The 18,578-nt window shown below is 43.8% G+C and carries 17 protein-coding genes; 10 read left to right on the forward strand and 7 right to left on the reverse strand.

Annotation, left to right across the window (positions count from 1 at the left end):
• Positions 1–43 precede the first annotated feature (43 nt).
• Together MHB56_RS25875 and MHB56_RS25880 are read right to left on the reverse strand one after the other, a co-directional pair.
• Complete coding sequence (locus MHB56_RS25875) at positions 44–646, reverse strand: YitT family protein (protein ID WP_038570150.1); 603 nt, start codon at positions 644–646, stop codon at positions 44–46.
• Positions 647–2,882: 2,236 nt separating this feature from the next.
• Positions 2,883–3,749, reverse strand: a complete 867-nt coding sequence (locus MHB56_RS25880; protein ID WP_076280856.1) for a helix-turn-helix transcriptional regulator — start codon at positions 3,747–3,749, stop codon at positions 2,883–2,885.
• A 162-nt stretch (positions 3,750–3,911) separates the two neighbouring features.
• On the opposite strand from MHB56_RS25880, the gene MHB56_RS25885 reads away from it, so the two are divergent.
• From MHB56_RS25885 to MHB56_RS25900, 4 genes are all read left to right on the forward strand, one after another.
• The gene (locus tag MHB56_RS25885; protein WP_339279733.1) at positions 3,912–5,879 is read left to right on the forward strand and encodes a glycoside hydrolase family 127 protein; all 1,968 of its coding nucleotides are present in this window, start codon (positions 3,912–3,914) and stop codon (positions 5,877–5,879) included.
• 91 nt (positions 5,880–5,970) lie between these two features.
• Positions 5,971–6,540 carry an HIT family protein gene (locus tag MHB56_RS25890; RefSeq protein WP_256721407.1) on the forward strand — a complete coding sequence of 190 codons (570 nt, stop codon included), beginning with the start codon at positions 5,971–5,973 and terminating at the stop codon, positions 6,538–6,540.
• An 18-nt stretch (positions 6,541–6,558) separates the two neighbouring features.
• Positions 6,559–7,194, forward strand: a complete 636-nt coding sequence (locus MHB56_RS25895) for a pyridoxamine 5'-phosphate oxidase family protein (RefSeq protein WP_076212728.1) — start codon at positions 6,559–6,561, stop codon at positions 7,192–7,194.
• A 104-nt stretch (positions 7,195–7,298) separates the two neighbouring features.
• Complete coding sequence (locus tag MHB56_RS25900) at positions 7,299–7,607, forward strand: hypothetical protein (RefSeq protein WP_076130570.1); 309 nt, start codon at positions 7,299–7,301, stop codon at positions 7,605–7,607.
• A 100-nt stretch (positions 7,608–7,707) separates the two neighbouring features.
• Here the strand turns inward: MHB56_RS25900 and MHB56_RS25905 are convergent, their stop codons facing one another.
• Both MHB56_RS25905 and MHB56_RS25910 read right to left on the reverse strand, forming a co-directional pair.
• The gene (locus MHB56_RS25905; RefSeq protein WP_036685988.1) at positions 7,708–10,143 is read right to left on the reverse strand and encodes a GH36-type glycosyl hydrolase domain-containing protein; all 2,436 of its coding nucleotides are present in this window, start codon (positions 10,141–10,143) and stop codon (positions 7,708–7,710) included.
• A 176-nt stretch (positions 10,144–10,319) separates the two neighbouring features.
• Entirely contained in the window at positions 10,320–11,375 is a 1,056-nt protein-coding gene (locus MHB56_RS25910; protein ID WP_076141732.1) for a LacI family DNA-binding transcriptional regulator, read from the reverse strand.
• Between the two features lie 288 nt (positions 11,376–11,663).
• Here MHB56_RS25910 and MHB56_RS25915 point away from each other — a divergent pair, with 288 nt between their 5' ends.
• Together MHB56_RS25915 and MHB56_RS25920 are read left to right on the forward strand one after the other, a co-directional pair.
• Positions 11,664–12,686 carry an ABC transporter substrate-binding protein gene (locus tag MHB56_RS25915; RefSeq protein WP_076279835.1) on the forward strand — a complete coding sequence of 341 codons (1,023 nt, stop codon included), beginning with the start codon at positions 11,664–11,666 and terminating at the stop codon, positions 12,684–12,686.
• Positions 12,687–12,807: 121 nt separating this feature from the next.
• On the forward strand, positions 12,808–14,403 hold the full coding sequence (locus MHB56_RS25920) for a helix-turn-helix domain-containing protein (protein WP_341144173.1): 1,596 nt from the start codon (positions 12,808–12,810) through the stop codon (positions 14,401–14,403).
• 1 nt (position 14,404) lies between these two features.
• Here the strand turns inward: MHB56_RS25920 and MHB56_RS25925 are convergent, their stop codons facing one another.
• Positions 14,405–14,596 carry a DUF6199 family natural product biosynthesis protein gene (locus tag MHB56_RS25925; protein WP_076130567.1) on the reverse strand — a complete coding sequence of 64 codons (192 nt, stop codon included), beginning with the start codon at positions 14,594–14,596 and terminating at the stop codon, positions 14,405–14,407.
• Positions 14,597–14,852: 256 nt separating this feature from the next.
• Between MHB56_RS25925 and MHB56_RS25930 the strand changes: the two genes are divergently transcribed.
• Positions 14,853–15,749, forward strand: coding sequence for an SDR family oxidoreductase (locus MHB56_RS25930; RefSeq protein WP_076141729.1), 897 nt, complete (start codon positions 14,853–14,855; stop codon positions 15,747–15,749).
• 260 nt (positions 15,750–16,009) lie between these two features.
• Positions 16,010–16,327: a hypothetical protein gene (locus MHB56_RS25935; RefSeq protein ID WP_341144174.1), complete on the forward strand. Its 318-nt coding sequence runs from the start codon at positions 16,010–16,012 to the stop codon at positions 16,325–16,327.
• Here MHB56_RS25935 and MHB56_RS25940 read toward each other — a convergent pair.
• On the reverse strand, positions 16,317–16,994 hold the full coding sequence (locus MHB56_RS25940; protein ID WP_076141727.1) for a DUF1796 family putative cysteine peptidase: 678 nt from the start codon (positions 16,992–16,994) through the stop codon (positions 16,317–16,319). The two genes, MHB56_RS25935 and MHB56_RS25940, sit on opposite strands and share 11 nt — an antisense overlap.
• A gap of 133 nt (positions 16,995–17,127) precedes the next feature.
• Positions 17,128–17,376, reverse strand: coding sequence for a hypothetical protein (locus MHB56_RS25945; RefSeq protein ID WP_076136059.1), 249 nt, complete (start codon positions 17,374–17,376; stop codon positions 17,128–17,130).
• 118 nt (positions 17,377–17,494) lie between these two features.
• Here MHB56_RS25945 and MHB56_RS25950 point away from each other — a divergent pair, with 118 nt between their 5' ends.
• Both MHB56_RS25950 and MHB56_RS25955 read left to right on the forward strand, forming a co-directional pair.
• Positions 17,495–18,136 (forward strand): uridine kinase family protein, encoded by a 642-nt coding sequence (locus MHB56_RS25950; protein WP_341144175.1) that lies wholly within the window; start codon positions 17,495–17,497, stop codon positions 18,134–18,136.
• Between the two features lie 12 nt (positions 18,137–18,148).
• Complete coding sequence (locus tag MHB56_RS25955; RefSeq protein WP_341144176.1) at positions 18,149–18,574, forward strand: GNAT family N-acetyltransferase; 426 nt, start codon at positions 18,149–18,151, stop codon at positions 18,572–18,574.
• Positions 18,575–18,578 lie beyond the last annotated feature (4 nt).

An 18,578-nucleotide genomic window follows, 5' to 3' on the forward strand; every position in this document is an offset into this window, starting at 1 on the left:
TGATTTTCTTATTATTATAATACGAACATATGATCGTGTATATTCATATTTTTTTCCATTTCTCTTCAGTCTCCAAGGTGCAGAGACCTGTGGCCACACCCCCAGCGATAATCGTGAGGATGGAGTGGAAGAAGGTTTCTTTGGAAATCAGGAGTCCCCCCGCGCCGATAATTATAAAATCTGTCAAAAAAATGATGAGTCCAAGGTTAAGCGGGAGATACCTTTTGATATATTGAGCAAGCAGATCCGTTCCGCCTGTACTGGCTTTGAACCGCAGCATAAGCCCAAGACCCGTTCCCATTAAAAAACCGCCAATAATGGCGCTGGAAATGGAGCCGAACTCAAAATAATACAGAAAGTGGTACTGCAAAGGACCGAGAAGCTCAATCAGAAACGATGAGGTCAATAAACCTAATACACTATTGAAAAAGATATCGCGTTCCTTCAGCCAGGCTAACAGGAAAATCGGAAAGCTGCAGAGAAGGACAGCTATACCGATTTTGGCATCGGATAAATAATTGATGATGAGGGCTATTCCTATTATTCCCCCATCTAGGATTTTATATGGGACTAGAAAAAAATTAGTTGCTGCTGCAATGAGCAAGCTTCCGATCAGGATGATCGCGTATCTCAATAATGACTGCATATTTAACATCTCCACATTAAAGGCATGTCTTATAAATATGCTTGTCGCTTCCAAAAAATTGCAGTGAAGCAAAAAAACTGATTTCGGGCCTAATCATGCGGACCCAGGAGCCGCTATTAGGTAGATACAAGGTATTTTTTCGAGCTAACGGACCCAGTTGCAGCTATTCCCACAAATGTGGTCCGATTGCGGGCAAATTATGAGCAATAAGAGCTATACAGTCCGAAATTTCCGAAAAATGGGCCGAAAATCATAAATAGGTGCAATAGGGTCCGATACGATCAACAGACATTTGAGTAATTCACGCCCAGCCTCCATGCGGACCCAGAAGACCTTATTAGGCAGTAACAAGGCATTTTTTCGAGCTAACGGACTCAGTTGCAGCTATTCCCACAAATGTGGTCCGATTGCGAGCAAATTATGAGCAATAAGAGCTATACAGTCCGAAATTTCCGAAAAATGGGTCGGAAATCACAAATAGGTGCAATAGGGTCCGATACGATCAAGATCGAGCAAAAGGTAGCTGATTTCGAGACGTAGACAGCTAGGTTGTGCAACAGGTAACAAATTCTGCGCACGGAGTAGCTAGGTTAAGCCATAGGTAAATAATTCCGCACGGAGTAGCTAGATTAAGCCATAGGTAGCTAATTCCGCACAGTGTAGATAGGTTGAGTACAGGTAACTAATTTCGCACGGAGTAGCTAGGTTAAGCCATAGGTAGCTAATTCCGCACACGGTATAGATAGGTCGAGCTATAGGTAGCTATTCCGCACAGTGTAGCTAGGTTGAGCCCCAGACAGTTAGTTTAACAATGGCTAGCACGTTTAGGAGCAAATTTGGCAGGCGGCGTTCTTTTCAGCAACTGTTCGGACTCAGTTGCTCTTATTTCCATGATTCCGCTCGTTTTGTCACACTATCGGACTCAGTTGCAGCTATTCCCACAAATGTGGTCCGATTGCGAGCAAATTATGAGCAATAAGAGCTATACAGTCCGAAATTTCCGAAAAATGGGCCGAAAATCACAAATAGGTGCAATAGGGTCCGATACGATCAAGATCGAGCAAAAGGTAGCTGATTTCGAGAATTAGACAGCTAGGTTGAGCCCCAGACAGCTAGTTTAAACAATGGCTAGCACGTTTAGGAGCAAATTTGGCAGGCGGCGTTCTTTTCAGCAACTGTTCGGACTCAGTTGCTCTTATTTCCATGATTCCGCTCGTTTTGTCACACTATCGGACGCAGTTGCAGCTATTCGCTCAAATGTGCTCTTTTTCTGCGCAAATCAAGGGTAATAAGAACTATACAGTCCGAAACCTTCGCAAAATGAACCCATATGCTGAAATAGCTGCAATACGGTCCGATACGATCAAGATCGAGCAAAAGGTAGCTGATTTCGAGACGTAGGCGGCTAGTTTGAACAACAGGTACTAATTTCTCGCAGAGTAGCTAGGTTGAGCCCCAGACAGCTAGTTTAAACAATGGGCAGCACGATTAGGATCAAATTCGGCAGGCGGTGTTCTTTTTAGCAACTGTTCGGACTCAGTTGCCCTTATTTCCATGATTTCGCTCGTTTTGTCACACTATCGGACGCAGTTGCAGCTATTCCCACAAATGTAGTCCGATTTGGAGCAAATTATGAGCAATAAGAGCTATGCAGTCCGAAACTGCTGCAAAATGGATCGAAAATCACAAATAGCTGCAATCCGGTCCGCAACGGGGAATGCTATGAATGGATGATTAAGCAGACGCATCTCCGGGGGATACAGAGAGTAGTGTGATGGCTATACAGAGAGTTACTTGTTGATAAGCTTTAGAGGGTCGAGCCGCATAATCAGCGTTGATCTATGGTAAGTATGAGTGCGCCACGCCTAGGAAGGTAAACTGGTAAAATTATTGCAAGAAGCAAGAAGCAAGAAGCAAGAAGCAAGAAGCAAGAAGCAAGAAGCAAGAAGCAAGAAGCAAGAAGCAAGGAGCAAGAAGCAGCAGAAGGATTTAGGCGGATCACGGGTACACAAGAAATGTGCCAAGCGGAGTACTGCTCCATCATAATAGTTACCTAAGTTTCTCCGATCTAGAGGAGCATCTCGCATCTCGCATCTCGCGTCCCATTAATCCATAGCTGATCACGTAAGCCAGCAGCGCAGAAGAAAGCCAGCAGCACACAAGAAAGCTACAACAGCGCACCGCATTAACAACGAAAACAGCACGCCTCCAATTATGAGGCATGCTGTTTTTGCCGTTATCGGGAATACCGCTTGCGGAAGCGAAGCGGAGAGATTCCAATCTGCTGAGTAAAGCGACGCGAGAAGTAGGCGGTGCTCTCGAAACCGATACGTTCTGCGATCGCAGCTATAGGCATCTCTGTCTTAAGCAGAAGCAGCTTGGCCTGTTCCAAACGGTAATCCGTTAAATACTCCATCGGAGTCAGTCCATATACGCGTTTCATGCAGCGGGCAAGGTAGTTATAATGAAAATGCAGCGCATCCGCCAGAGAGGCATTGGAGAGAGGCTCCGCATAATGATTGCGGATATAAGTCTCTGTCCTCTCGGCGATCTCTACCGCATGACTTTCTGAAGTATCATGCTGCGCTAGATCCATCATCCGCAGCATTTCTTCAAAAATCCTTTGCTGCTCCCAAACTGCACTGGAACGTCTTCCAGTGGACAGCTGTAAAAGCTTCTCAGCTTGTCCACTCCGTTTAAAGGGATCAGGAAGGGGACCAAACTGCGGGATGCGAATGGTATATGGATGAGTAAGAAACTGCCGGAAATGTGTCTCTCGGTTGATATACACGGGCTCGCCATCAGAACTTGACCAATCTGCGAGGGTATGAAAATGAATCCAGATAAACGAAGTCAGCTCCTCGCAACACTTAACGGAATAATGATAGCGGTCAGGCAGCAGAAGCAGCGTATGCCCAGCCGCAACCTCCCATTGATTATGCTCTTCACCGATAAATAGGCAACCTTGCTCTACAATAATCAGATCAAATAAGCCGATATGGCTTCTATTTGGATGCTGCTCTCCGGGTTGATAAACAGTGTGATTGCATTCCAGAAAATATGGAAAAGGCGGCGCTGCGAAATGTACATAGGAAGGACTCACTGTGTTCTACCTCTCTTTTTATCGTAGTCCGAGCTCAAATAGTCCTTGAAAATAGGAGTGTGAAATAGTACAAAAAAGGGGTTGCTTCTGATTATATTTTTTATCTATTGTACGCTCTATAATTGTAATTAGCGAGTATAAAATAAGGCTAAGGGGAAGATGATGATGAATAAAACGATCCAGGATCAGCAAGTTGTAAAAGATCAATCCGTTAGCATTAAAGATGATTTCTGGGGAAGTTATATAAAGCTGGTTCAGGATGTTGTAATCCCATATCAATATGAGGCATTGCACGACAAAGCAGCGGGAGCTGAGCCCAGTCATGCCATTGCTAACTTTGAGATTGCTGCGGGCCGGAAGACCGGTGAATTTTACGGCTGGGTATTTCAAGACAGTGATGTAGCCAAGTGGCTGGAGGCCGTAGGTTATTCCTTAAGCATCAAACGTGACCCTGAGCTGGAGCGTCAAGCGGATGAAGTGATTGACCTCGTTGGAGAAGCGCAGCAGGAAGACGGGTACTTAAATACTTATTTTACGATAAAAGAACCCGGCAAACGCTGGACTAATCTGAACGATTGCCACGAGCTGTACTGTGCTGGGCATTTCATTGAGGCAGCCGTTTCTTATTACGAGGCTACAGGCAAAAGAAAACTGCTCAACATCATGTGCCGAATGGTTGATCATATCGATTCTGTGTTTGGTCCGGAAGAAGGCAAAATGCGGGGATATGATGGCCATCAGGAGATTGAGCTTGCGCTCGTGAAGCTGTATCGGCTCACAGGTGAGGAGCGGTATTTGAAGCTCAGCAGCTTTTTTATTAATGAGCGAGGTCAACAGCCGAATTTCCTAAAGCAACAATGGGATAATCTGGGGAGTATCAATTTTTTTACAGGTCAGAAGGAGAATTTAGATTTAAAATATTACCAAAGTCATCTTCCGGTAAGAGAACAGGAAGTGGCTGTAGGACACGCTGTGCGTGCGGTTTATATGTATACTGCTATGGCTGATCTAGCCGCACTTACGGGAGATGACACCCTTCGCGAAGCATGCGAGAGACTGTGGAATAACATCACTACTAAGCAAATGTACATTACTGGCGGGATCGGATCTACGCATCGGGGTGAGGCTTTCACCTTCGATTATGATCTGCCTAACGATTCGGTGTACGCAGAGACTTGTGCATCTATTGGGTTGATCTTTTTTGCACAGCGGATGCTGAGAATATCGCCGGATGCACGTTATGCCGACGTGATGGAGCGGGCGCTTTATAACAATGTGTTGGGTTCAATGGCACAGGATGGTAAGCACTATTTTTATGTGAATCCACTGGAAGTATGGCCTAAGGCATGCAGCTGCAATCCGGATAAACATCATGTGAAGTCCGAGCGCCAAGGTTGGTTTGGCTGCGCTTGCTGTCCTCCGAATGTGGCGCGTCTGCTGACTTCGCTTAATCAATATATCTATACGATCCATGGTGATACGCTCTATACGAATTTGTATATTGGGAGTGAGCTGACAACAAAGCTGGGTGGAACAGATGTTGCGATTCAGCAAGAGAGTAACTATCCATGGGAAGGTACAGTCTCGTTGAAGATTAATCCTGCAGCGGAAGCAGAGTTTGGGATTGCCTTGCGGATTCCATCTTGGAGCCAAGGAATGGAGATCAGAGTCAACGGTGAAGCAATGAATACTGCTGAGAACATCGAGCAGGGATACCTCGTTATCCGGAGACTGTGGAGAGCAGGAGATGTAATCGAAGTGCATGACCCTATGGAGGCACATCGTATCTACGCACATCCAAGTTTGCGTGCTGATGCTCAAAAAGTAACGATTCAGCGTGGACCTCTTGTGTATTGTCTTGAAAGTATCGATAATGGTGAGCCGTTAAGCTCGATTTCTTTAAAAGAAGGCAGTGAACTTACTGCGGCTTTTGATGAGACGTTGCTCGGCGGCGCTGTTGTTGTCGAGGCAGAGGGGCTACGTGTAGATAAAGAGGGCTGGAGTGGTGAGCTTTACAGCAGAGTCAAGGCACCAGTTCAAACCGTAAAAGTTAAGGCGGTTCCGTATTACTTATGGGGAAATCGTGGCAGTGGTGAAATGAAGGTATGGATTCCGGAAGCCAGCGTTTAAGTTATAGGTAGACATAGATCTCGGGAATGGCTGTAGTTTATCAACATTTACCGATGAGGACAGCTGTAATTTACAGTCTGTCCTTTTCTTTTTGCAAAAAGGAGAACACACGCGAAATGGCGAAATTAGAAGAAACATAGAAATATTCTTAAATCCTATAACAGTGGAGGCGGGCTATATTTATAATCATGCTCCAGAGGGTTATACTTGTCCCTTTTGTTTGTTGGTTTCGGGCATTGAAAATGAAGATGTGCATTCTAAGCAAGCGGATATTATTTATAAAGATCATTACATAACGGCTTTTATTGCTTCTCATTGGTATCCGAATAATGAAGGGCATGTTCTAATCATCCCTAATCAGCATATCGAGAATATTTACACATTGGAGGTTGAGATCTCAAACCGGATACATGAGCTGGAAATTGAAATTGCTAAAGGTCTTAAAGAAGTTTATAAATGTGATGGCGTTTCTTCTAGACAACATAATGAGCCGGATGGCAGCCAAGATGTATGGCATTATCATTTACATGTGTTTCCAAGATATCATGGGGATAATCTGTATGGTACTTTTGGGAAGTTATCGGATGAATCAACAAGAAAAAATTTCGCCCAATTATTAAGCGGATATTTGAGCAAAAATAAGAACATTGGGGCTTATTAAGTTGAGAGAGGGAGAAGTATGAAGTCAAACTTTTTCGAAAAAGTTATAGAGTCAGAAGAAGAGCTAAGGTCTTTATTTGGGTACCCAAGCGAATTGGTTAACAACAAAACCATAACTGTTATAGATCATCATTGCCGTGATTATATCTCAAAATCCCCAATGCTTTTTATGGCTACAAGCGGTTCGTCCGGTGCTTGTGATGTCTCTCCGCGCGGGGACGCAGAAGGTTTTGTTCACGTGTTGGATGATAAACATTTAGTGATCCCTGAACGCCCTGGGAATAGACGGTTTGATTCTTTGCGGAATATACTTGAGAACCCAAAAGTCGGTTTGATATTCATCATCCCCGGACTTGAAGAAACATTAAGAATAAATGGGCACGCGAGTATAGTTAAGGATGAAGATATATTGAAACCTATGGAAGCGCATGGTAAAGTCCCGATCATTGGAATTGGCGTGGAAGTAGAAGAATGTTATATGCATTGTGCAAAAGCCTTTAAGCGGTCACATTTGTGGGATGACGATCATTGGCTTGCGAAAGAAGTCTTGCCTAATCCATCAAAAATACTGGCGCAGCATGCCCGTAAACTTGGAGTTACTCCAGAGGATATCTCAAAATCACTAAAAGAAAGCTATGAAAAACGGCTATATTAACATTTTCGACTTAGAAATGGAATGGGATTTGCCCTTCATTGTATGCTATATTTGATCTGGATAAGGTAACTGATCATTTTACAGATAATAATGGAGGCATCACAATGAGTAAACGTTATCGGATGACAAGAGCAATGCAGAATGCTGGAGATTCAGCAACAACCCTATCTTTAGAAGAGTGTAAGCAATATTTCGCATCCAAACCTGATTTCACCTATACATCAGTTTTTACAGTAACAGGTGCCACTACCATGTCCATTGAGGGAGATTTCTTTATGTGGAGCTATGGTGATACAACAATCCCATTTAGACATTATCAGGGCGATATTTATGTTTCTGGCGCCAATGAAGCCGTGATTCCTAGAATGCTTGAGGTCGCGAGTGATTTAAGAGCAGATATTGTGGAAGGGTAAAAAAAAGATGCCCCCTGAATCCTTCAGGGGGCATCCCACTGTTAATTTTAGATCCGATCCGCTCAATCGTTCAAACGAACGGTGAGCGGATTTTTTTGTATTAACCCAGTTCTACAACTACTTGGTGTACAGCACCGTCTCCAACAGGAGTGATGATGTTACCTTCTACAGCTGCGCCATCCAAGGTAAGACTAGCTACACCTTTGGATACATGGTTCGGGTTCTTGATTTGAATCACATAAGTATCTCCACGGAAGACACGGGTGATTTCAAAGCTGTCCCACTCTGTAGGAATACAAGGATCGATCTTCAGACCATTGAAGTCCGCTTGAATACCAAGGATAGATTGTGTAATCGCTACATAGTTCCAAGCAGCAGTACCAGTTAACCAGGAGTTTTTAGCTTCCCCATGGCGAACGGCATCTTTACCTGCGATCATTTGCGAGTATACATAAGGTTCAGTACGGTGAATTTCACTGATGTCCTCCAAGTAAGCAGGAGCAATTTTAGCGTAAATTTCAAACGCTCTGTCGCCATGTCCAAGTACAGTTTCAGCGATCATGATCCAAGGGTTATTGTGGCAGAAAATACCAGCATTTTCTTTGTAGCCCGGAGGGTACGTAGAAATTTCACCCAGGTTCAGATAGTACTTGGAATATGGTGGCTGTTGCAATACGATACCGTATTTAGTATCCAAATGCTCTTGCACGGAAGTCAGAGCTTTTTCAGCTTGACCATCTTCCACACCGATACCGGCCATAACACAGATACCTTGTGGTTCGATGAAGATTTTACCTTCTTCGTTTTCTTTGGAACCGATCTTGTCGCCATAGTGGTCATAAGCGCGCAGGAACCAGTCACCATCGAAACCGTGAGTGAGTGTGATTTCACGCATGTTGTCAATCTTAGCTTCTGCATCCGTAGCTACGTCATTAAGTCCGCGCATCCGGCAGATTTCTGCATAGTCCGGTCCAACGAAGACGAACAGACCCGCGATAAATACGGATTCCGCTACGCGGCCTTCGATGTTGGCAGTAGTTTGGAAAGATTCGCCTGGTTCTGTAGAGAAGCAGTTCAGGTTCAAGCAGTCATTCCAGTCTGCACGACCGATCAGCGGCAAGCCGTGAGGTCCGAGATTGTTAGTTACATGCTCGAAGGAGCGTTTCAAGTGCTCAAACAGAGTAGCTGTGTTATCCGGATTGCTGTCAAAAGGAACCTGCTCATCAAGAATCGATGTGTCGCCAGTTTCTTTGATGTAAGCAGCTGTGCCGAGGATCAACCAAAGCGGGTCATCATTAAAGCCGGTACCGACTTCATTGTTACCTTTTTTGGTGAGCGGCTGGTATTGGTGATAGGCACTGCCGTCTTCAAATTGTGTAGCGGCGATATCGAGAATACGTTCTTTAGCACGTTCAGGAATTTGGTGCACAAATCCGAGCAAGTCTTGGTTAGAATCGCGGAAGCCCATACCACGGCCAATACCGGATTCAAAGTAAGAAGCGGAACGGGACATGTTGAAGGTAACCATACATTGATATGGATTCCAGATGTTAACCATACGGTTCAACTTGTCGTCGCCACTTTGGATTTGATATTTGGACAACAGGTTATCCCAGTGTGCAGCCAGTGCAGCCAAAGCAGCATCCACTTGAGCGTCTGTAGCAAATTGCTCGATCATAGCCTCTGCTGGTTTTTTGTTGATTACGTTCAGAGATTCCCATTTGTCTTCTTCTGGGTTTTCAATGTAACCAAGGACAAAGATGAAGCTTTGCTCTTCGCCCGGCTCCAGAGTAATGTTCAGGGCGTGCGATCCGATAGGGGACCAGCCGCTCGCTACCGAGTTAGTTGGTTCACCTGCAGCAACAGCTTGCGGGCTTTCCAGACCATTGTACATCCCTACGAAAGCTTCGCGGTCAGTATCAAAGCCGGCGATTTCTTTGTTAACAGAGTAGAAAGCGTAGTGGTTTCTGCGCTCACGGTATTCTGTTTTGTGATAGATAACAGAACCCTTCACTTCAACCTCACCAGTGCTGAGATTGCGTTGGAAGTTAGTCATATCATCTTGTGCATTCCAAAGACAGAACTCTGCAAAAGAGAACAGTTTAACGGATTTCTTCGCGGAACCCGTGTTTTTCACTACAAGACGATGTACTTCAGCGTTATGACCCATAGGTACAAAAGCAAGCTGGTTTACAGAGATACCGTTGCGTTCACCAGTAATGGAGGTGTAGCCAAGACCGTGACGGCATTCGTAGAAGTCCAGATCACGTTTTACTGGCATCCAGCCTGGAGTCCAGAAATCACCATCATCATAAAGATAGTAGTAACGGCCGCCAGCATCCATTGGGATATTGTTGTAACGGTAACGGGTCAATCTTCTGAGACGAGCGTCTCTATAGAAGGTATAGCCACCAGCAGTATTAGAAATAAGTCCGAAAAATTGTTCATTACCAAGGTAGTTAATCCAAGGGTAAGGTGTTTTTGGTGTGTTAATTACATACTCTTTACGAGTGTCGTCAAAGGTACCGAATTTCATGTGAGAAAGTCTCCTTTCGATTGTGAACGCGCGTTTATAAGTTTCAGGAAAAATTCCCTCGAGGGAAGGGATTCTTTCCGTTGTTTCTAAAAGATAGTATTAGGCAGTGATTTCGAGACCCAATGATAGCAGCTCCACAGAAAAATATGTATTCTTCAGTGAATGATGAATCTGTGCTACTTCTTCGGCGGTTGACAGGAATCTCTCTCCACTAAACGAGCTGGAAAGCTGATCGTGCTGAAAGTCGGCTGCTGTGAATCACACAGCTCGATTACTTTTTCCACTGCAGCCTTGGACATTTCATAAATCGGCAAGCGTACAGAGGTCAGCTTAGGCTGAATACGGGATGCCAGCTGAATGTCATCGAAACCCGCAATGGAGATATCCTCAGGGACAATGATTCCATGTTCGGAGAACGCTTCCATCGCTGAAATAGCCATGTCATCGTTGGAAGAGAAAAAGGCAGTCGGCAAAGGTTCACCAGAAGCAAGCAGCTTCTTGACCTCTTCATAAGCCGTCTCTTTCAGAAAATCACCCTTTAGGATAAACTTCTCATTCAGAGGCAGACCATGTTTTTTCAGCGTGTCCTCATAGGCCGTGTAGCGTTCTCGACCAGAGTACGTATTCATTTGCCCACAGATAATGCCGATCTCTTGATGGCCTAAGGAGATTAAATGTTCAATCACTTCTGTGGTGCCCTCGTAATCTTTGGAATTCACAATGGCCAAATGATTGCGGTCAAGATGCTCCGACATAATCTCTGAGATATCATAATCAATCAGTACTAGCGGAGAATCGAGTCCCACCATTTCGCGGACGATATTAATATCCTTCTGAGTGCCGACAATTATACCACCGTCAATCCGTTTTTGCAGAAAAGCTTGTTTTACCTTCAGGAAATCGTCCGGAGAGTATACCGTATGAATCAGAACGTAACATCCGCGGGCATTCGACGTGTCGACTACGGCATCGACGAATGGTGCAAAGTAATTGTTCTGATAAATTCGGGTAGTGTTCTCTTTCTCGTTCATACTGATGGCGAACAATCCGATGGTATCGGTTTTCTTACCGGCCAGAGCCCGTGCAAAGCTGTTCGGTTCGTACTGATGTTGCTCAATCACCCGCAGCACTTTGGCCCGGGTTTCTTCAGGAACATTGGAATAGTTGTTGATCACGCGGGATACCGTACTACGGGAAACCCCGGCCAACTTAGCAATATCTTCGCTGCGCATGTTTCCCCTCTTTTCATAAACGCGCGTTTATGAGTTTATTGTAAGCGAAAGCATCGTATAAATCAATCGTAAAAAAAGAAATTTTGCGATCAAGTTAATAAAGGATGACATATTTTTAATAGAAGAAGAATCCTACCGAATAATGATAGAGCAGAGCAACTCGAAATAGTTTGTATAAGTTTTTTGCGGAGAAAGTGCATTGAAAGCTATGAAAGTCATGCTACTATTGTGATAAAGGTTATTGAGAATGATAATCAATGACAATAAAGCATAGGAGTGAAGGGATCAATGGCAAGATGGGGTCAGAAGTTTTTATGGGCAGCGGTACTTATAATGGCAATAACTGCGCTGGCAGCATGCGGAACGAATAACAATACTGCGAAAGAAAACGTTGCTAAGACACAGAATGCAGAGGAATCTACCTCAGCGAGCACTAGCGCACCAACTGAAGGAAATGGAAATGCCGCAGAAGAGGGTGCAACTCGGACGATTGCCGGGGAATTCGGGGATGTTGAAATTCCAATTAAACCGCAACGGGTAGCCGGGATCTATGTTGAAGATTATTTGAAGGCATTGGGCATTACCCCGGTGGTGCAGTGGTATCATCCAAGCTGGGGCAAACAGGATTATTTAAATCTTGATGTACCAGAATTTGATATTACCGGTAGTATGGAAGTGTTGCTGGAAAAAGACCCTGACTTGATTATTGTGGATGGAGGTGCGGATGCGGCGAAATATGAACAATATTCCAAGATAGCACCAACCTATCGTCTACCTGAGGCGGTGTTGCAAGACTCAAGACAAGTGCTTACGGCTATTGCAGATGCCCTCGGTATTCCGGAGAAGGCGGAATCTGTCCTTGCAGCGTACGATCAGAAAGTGGCAGAGGGGAAAGCTAAGCTGCAACAGGCCCTAGGTCAGGAAAAAGTAGCAGTGATCCGGCTCAACGTAGCGGATAAAACCTTTGCTCTATTCGGTGTTAAAAACCGTTTCACCGGTGTAATTTATTCTCAATTTGGCCTGACACCTGTGCCTATGGCGGCAGAAATGACCGAATATCAATCTATTATCTCCGAAGAGCTTATCCCTCAGCTCGAAGCGGATCATATCATTGTGTTCCCTGACAACGGGGGCTGGGATACTGAAGGGAATCAGGAAGCGACTCAAATCCTTGATGGCCCGTTGTGGAAGAGCTTGCCGGCGGTGAAGAACGGGAATGTTTATAGAATGGAACGTTCCCACTGGCAGACTGGTGCCATCACAGCCAATTCGATGAAGCTTGATGACTTGCTGAAAGCTATGGTGAAATAAAACGGCAGCCGTCGTAAGGAATAGCATAAAGAAGGTCTATCAGCATAGTTGATAGACCTTCTTTTTTATTCTAAACTATAGTAAAGTGAATGAAAATGGTTCTCAATTGGAGGGCGCTAGAATGGCAGAAGATTTACAAGACAGCAATAAAAAGAGGCTATTCTATAGCTTGATTAACATAGAAGCCCAATCCTTATCGGTGAACGGACAGACCTTAGTGTTTCAAAATCATACCCTGATCATTGTATCGGAAGGACAGGGATGGTTAGAAGCCGAGGAGAAGCGTTTTCCTCTGGAAAAAGGTGTCGGGTTCTTGTTCGAACCTGGGCTAATAAGCAAAATCATTGCAGAGGAGCGAGGACTTAGCTTTTATAGGCTTACGTTTGAAGTCATCGAAACGGGGGGAAGCAGGCAGAGTGGAATGGAAAAGGGGACTAAAGAAGGAATTCTCCAGTCCGGTCCGCTAAGCTGCAGACCTTTTTCACAATGTGCATTACTGCTGGAGGCTATCTATCATAGTCGCAGAAGTACGGAAGAGATTGAATGGTTCGCAGGCCATACCCGCTTTCAAGAGTTACTGCTGCTGATCATGCGGGCAAATTCCTCTGTCATCCAGATGAAAGGAGCCCATGAGGCGGTACAGCGTTCCATCCGCTATATGCAGGAACACTACAATCACGCCATAACCGTCGATCAATTAGCTGAAGTGGCAGGCATTACACGTGCACGCTACACACAGATTTTTAAAGAAGTGACAGGGCGGATTCCCTTAGAGCATTTGAACGGACTTCGTATTGAAAGGGCGCAGCAGCAGTTGCTGCTTACGAATGACCGTATGCATGATATCGCGTTATCTGTAGGGTATAGCAATGAGTATTATTTTAACCGGCGTTTCAAAAGATCGGTGGGCGTTACGCCCGGCCAATACAGAAGCTTCCATCAGGAAGGGCTGCGGGTGTTCGCTCCTTTTCTGGAAGACTACCTGCTGGCTCTGGATATTACACCAGTGGCGCAATATTCTCACGCTCAGTGGGGGAAGCAAGAGTATCTGTCCCTCCTCGATGTGCCTGCGGTTGATATTTCGACTGGCGATTGGCAGGAGCTCTCCCAGTACATGCCCGAACTGATCCTGCTGGATGATGGCTTTCAGCGTTGGCACCTGGATGAGTGCAGCCAAATTGCTCCGTTGTTCAAGCTGCCTTTTCATCAAGAGGATTGGCGGGCCACGTTATTTTCCGCAGCAGCCGTCTTTGGCAGAACGGATCGTGTACAGGAAGTGATCGGCAATTATGAGAATCGGGCGCAGCAAGCTAGACGAGAGCTAAACCGTTCTGTCCAAGGGCAGACTGTAGCATGCCTTAGAATATCTTCCTACGGAATCAATCTCTACGGATGCGGGCAATTGGGTTATACAGGTAGCGTACTCCATCATGATTTAGGTTTGCAGCCCCATGCCTTGGTTCCGAAGTTGACTCGTGGACAGAAGCGGGTGAGCCTAACAAGAGAAGAGCTTGCGAGCCTCACTGCAGATCATTTGTTCATTACCTTTGATCGACAGGAAGGAGAAGGACGGGAGCTGTTGGATACACCGCTTTGGCGCAATCTGCCCGCTGTTCGTAATCGTTGTGTATATGAGGTGGATTTTATGGCCTGGATGAATTATGGGGTATTGTCGCATCAGCGCAAGATTGAAGATGTGTTAAGAGCGTTAGGGTAAGTCAGAAACTAGTCCAGATAAAAAAGAGGATAATAAGTGCCACTATACTGCTGATGCGAGTCATTAATAAATAGGCATCACTGGGTTCTACATCACCTTTCATCATCCAGCCATAGCGCATGTACCATCCCAAATGAGGAAAGAAGATATTAAGCAATGCTAATAGTACAAAGAGGAATATAAAAAAGCCCATGATTTATCACTCCTTTATCTAATGTATACGCCAGACTATACGGAGCGTTCCCTAACTAACAAGTGAGCTTCCATATATTTATTTTTAGGCGGGGGATACCCTAGCCACCTTGACAGGTGGTTGGGGTATTTTTGCGGCACTATTCAAGGCTATGTTATTGAAGGTGAATGTTTAGAGGCGTGCTTGTTGTGTTTACATAACAAAGAGTTCGGAAAATATAAAAATGTATTTCTAAAAATAAAGGAGGAATTGATCGATGTCTAACCAATATACGATGCAAGATCCTACCACTCAGTACACTAAGGCTGGACCGGAATTTCAGCAGCAACAAGAGGAGCCGGGTCTGCAGAAGAAAATGAATCCAGTACCTGATACAGGAGAAGATACCTATAAAGGAACTGGGCGTCTGACCGGACGTAAAGCGTTAGTTACGGGAGCCGACAGCGGTATAGGCCGTGCTGTTGCTATTGCTTTTGCTCGTGAGGGGGCAGATATTGTTCTATCTTATATGCCCGAGGAAGAGGAAGATGCAAAGCAGGTGGTCAAGCTAGTGCAGGAAGCGGGTCGTACTGCAATCGCCATTCCAGGCGATCTGAAGGATGAGACATACTGCGAACAACTCGTCGATACTGCGGTTAAAGAGCTAGGTGGAATTGATATTTTAGCCAATATCGCGGGCAAACAGCAATTCGTTCCAGACATCGCTGATCTCACTACGAAGCATTTTGACGACACATTTAAGACGAACGTGTATGCTATGTTCTGGCTGTGCAAAGCTGCGGTGAAGCATATGCAACCGGGCAGCACCATTATTAACACTTCTTCTATTCAAGCTTATAATCCCTCACCGATCCTTTTGGACTACGCGACCACCAAGGCTGCTATTAATACATTCAGTAAGTCTCTCGCTCAGCAAGTAGCTGATAAGGGGATTCGCGTCAATGTAGTAGCACCTGGTCCCGTATGGACACCTCTTCAAGTTGTGGGTGGGCAACCGGAGGAAGTGCTGAAGGAGTTCGGGTCGAGCACACCACTAGGTCGTCCGGGACAGCCTGCGGAGATGGCTCCGGCATATGTATTCCTGGCTAGCCAGGAATCTAGCTATATCAGTGGCGAAACACTGAATGCGAACGGCGGAACTCCAACTCCATAAACCGCTCAGCGGAATGTTGATATTGTAAATACGGCGAAGCATCCAAAAGTACCCTGCTAATTTTAGCTGTGGGGTGCTTTTGTTTTTATATATAGAAAGGAGTATTATAGAATTCGAGACTTTTTCTCCCATTATTTTCATGGAATATGATCTATACTGATCAAGATTGTCGAATACATAGTTTTCCTGCGATTACCCAAGAAATAATTTGAACGGCTCTAAGTTATAGGGGAGACCCAGAAAGAATTAGGAGATGTATGATGCGAAAAAAGGAACTAGCGATCCTCACCATTTGCTGTGTCTTATTCATGGCGTGTTTTCAATCGGGATCTGTCCTTGCGGATAATGGAAACGGAACAGTAGTAGATAGTGGAACCAAGGAAAGGCTGATGGAGAAGTATGATCTTGTAGAGCCTGAACCCGTAAATCCAGCAGCGCATGGGAGTCAATACGATTTTGGAATTAGTAACCCTATTTCTTTATTGGTCAGCATCAGTAGGCTGTATTTGTATCCATATGTTTTTGCAGCAGAGGAAATAATTAATCATATGATCGATCAAAGCGAAATTAGTTATTAGTTACGTGTATGTCTTTCAAAATATAATCCCAGCTATCATAATCGTTCATATCCTCAGGAACTTCTAACACACAAATATTATTTATGTTCCAATTTAATTCTTGTACCGAGGTTGATTCACGAACGGGAATAAGAATAAGAATAATAAATTCGTTCGGTTTTAATAAATCAGACAAAATTGACTGTAGCTCTACAGCCTGTTCATATGAGGCAAACCATCTAATGAATAAAGTTTTTTTACTGTGGATTAACTTGTCCCAAAATCTATTAATTCGTAATTCCAGCTTCGCTTTATACGAAGGATAGGTTATAGACCAGTGTTTACCTTGGTGGATTGGAAAATCATGAACTGAGATAATGTTATATAAAGTATCCTGAATAAAATAGGATTTCACTAGTGCATTTTTATTCCCATTAGGATAGACTGGTAATCCATCCTCCAGAAAAAAATGTGTTTCATCAAGAATTTGCAGATTTATTAATTCCATGAAATTTTGAAATCTATTCTTATAAAGTCTATTTACATCAGCCAATGAATAAGAAACCATCCAGTCGAGCGGCATGGAGAATTTCCTCAAGCTATTTCTTTGCAGATTTATAGCAGGAGCACAAGACATCCCTAAGCTTACTATTAAATCATAGCTTTTTTTCACAGCTTGTAATTTCATGGACTCACCCATTTTCAATCAGATTCAGTTTCTAATAAATTATATACACCATTTTCTAGGATTGATTGGACTTTAAGTGCAATGAGATACACAGGAAAAAGAGAGCAGCAATTTTCACTGCCCCCTAAACCTATTAGTTACGTTGTAACAAAATATATCCGCTAATGCTTGAAGTTTTTTTACGAAAGACCACTTTAAAACCAACATCGTTGTCTAATAAGCAAGCCAAAGCGGTGTTAAGCAATCCGTTGGGTCTCAAGCTAGGTCTGCATGGCACAGCATTTCCAATAACACGGGCGGCAATAATCCTACGTGCTGATCCAGCAACCAAAGGATTTCTGCTCCAACTGATCAATACTAAATCTGGCTGACGAGTAGCCATGGAAGATCTACCCCTTTCTATTAAGTTTCTTTATATAAAATGCACCATTGATTTTAATGTGCTAAACCATAGCGGAGTAAGGAATACATAGGATCGAGTAGGGAGAGGGGCGAATAATATGGACAAGGTGTTACATAAGATAGCTAATTTGATTAGCGGTGAGGCTAATAGAATCATCATTGGGATTTCGGGTCATGGTGCATCTGGAAAAACAACGTTTGCTCATAATCTTTTAAAGCTTTTGCAACAGGATGATGTGAATTATATTAATACAGACCCCTATATTGTTGAATCTAGTCTTAGAAAATACACTTCTATCGACTATGAATATAAGAATGTACATTATCACGATAAAGTGACAGCTTGTCATCCTGCTGCTCATCATATATTTGCTTTAGAGAGAGACATTCATATGTTGAGGGATGGGTTGGATTTTTACACAATTGGCACAGACTATACAAAAAGTATGTTCATATCTTCACAAAACAAGGTAAATATTGTAGAAGGCATGAGCGTTGCCTTTACTGATCCGGATTTGTATGATCTGAAAATCTACTTATACACGGATGGAGAAACTGAGTTGATGAGAAGGAGTATACGTGATGTTTCTGAAAGAGGAACAGATATTAATTATTTAAGAAAATCCCATGAACAGCGCAGGATGCAATATGAGTTGTTTATGCATTCTTATCATCATAAATTTGATATCGTTTTAAAAAATTCCAATGAAGAGTATGTTCTTGAAAAGGGAACATTGTAGAGGGGGAAGAGAATGCTTCCAAATGTTAGGCTAGCAACGATATGTGACGCGGATGCTTTGTCTAGGTTAAATCTTGAGTTCAATGGTGGAGTAAAACGTCCTGTGCCGGAGATCATCAAGTGTTTGAACAGCAATAATGAAGTGGTGGCCGTGGCTACTTTAAGGGATGAAGTGGTTGGTTTTGGCTGTGCTCAAAGTTTGAAATCATTTTGTTATAATGAAGCATATGGTGAAATTACTGAAATGTATGTAAAAGAGTCAGCTCGTAGGAATGGTGTCGCTACTGCAATAATTTCTTTTCTGGAAAGTCAGCTTTATTCTCGTGGAGTCAAAACAGTTAAGATTTTAACAGGAGAAGATAATTGTGTAGCCATTAAAGCGTATGAATTGAGCGGGTATGTTAAGGATGATGAAGTAATGTTAAAGAAAAAACTTTAAAGCC

The organism is Paenibacillus sp. FSL H8-0315 (genome assembly GCF_038005365.1).
Lineage (GTDB): Bacteria > Bacillota > Bacilli > Paenibacillales > Paenibacillaceae > Paenibacillus_AQ > Paenibacillus_AQ odorifer.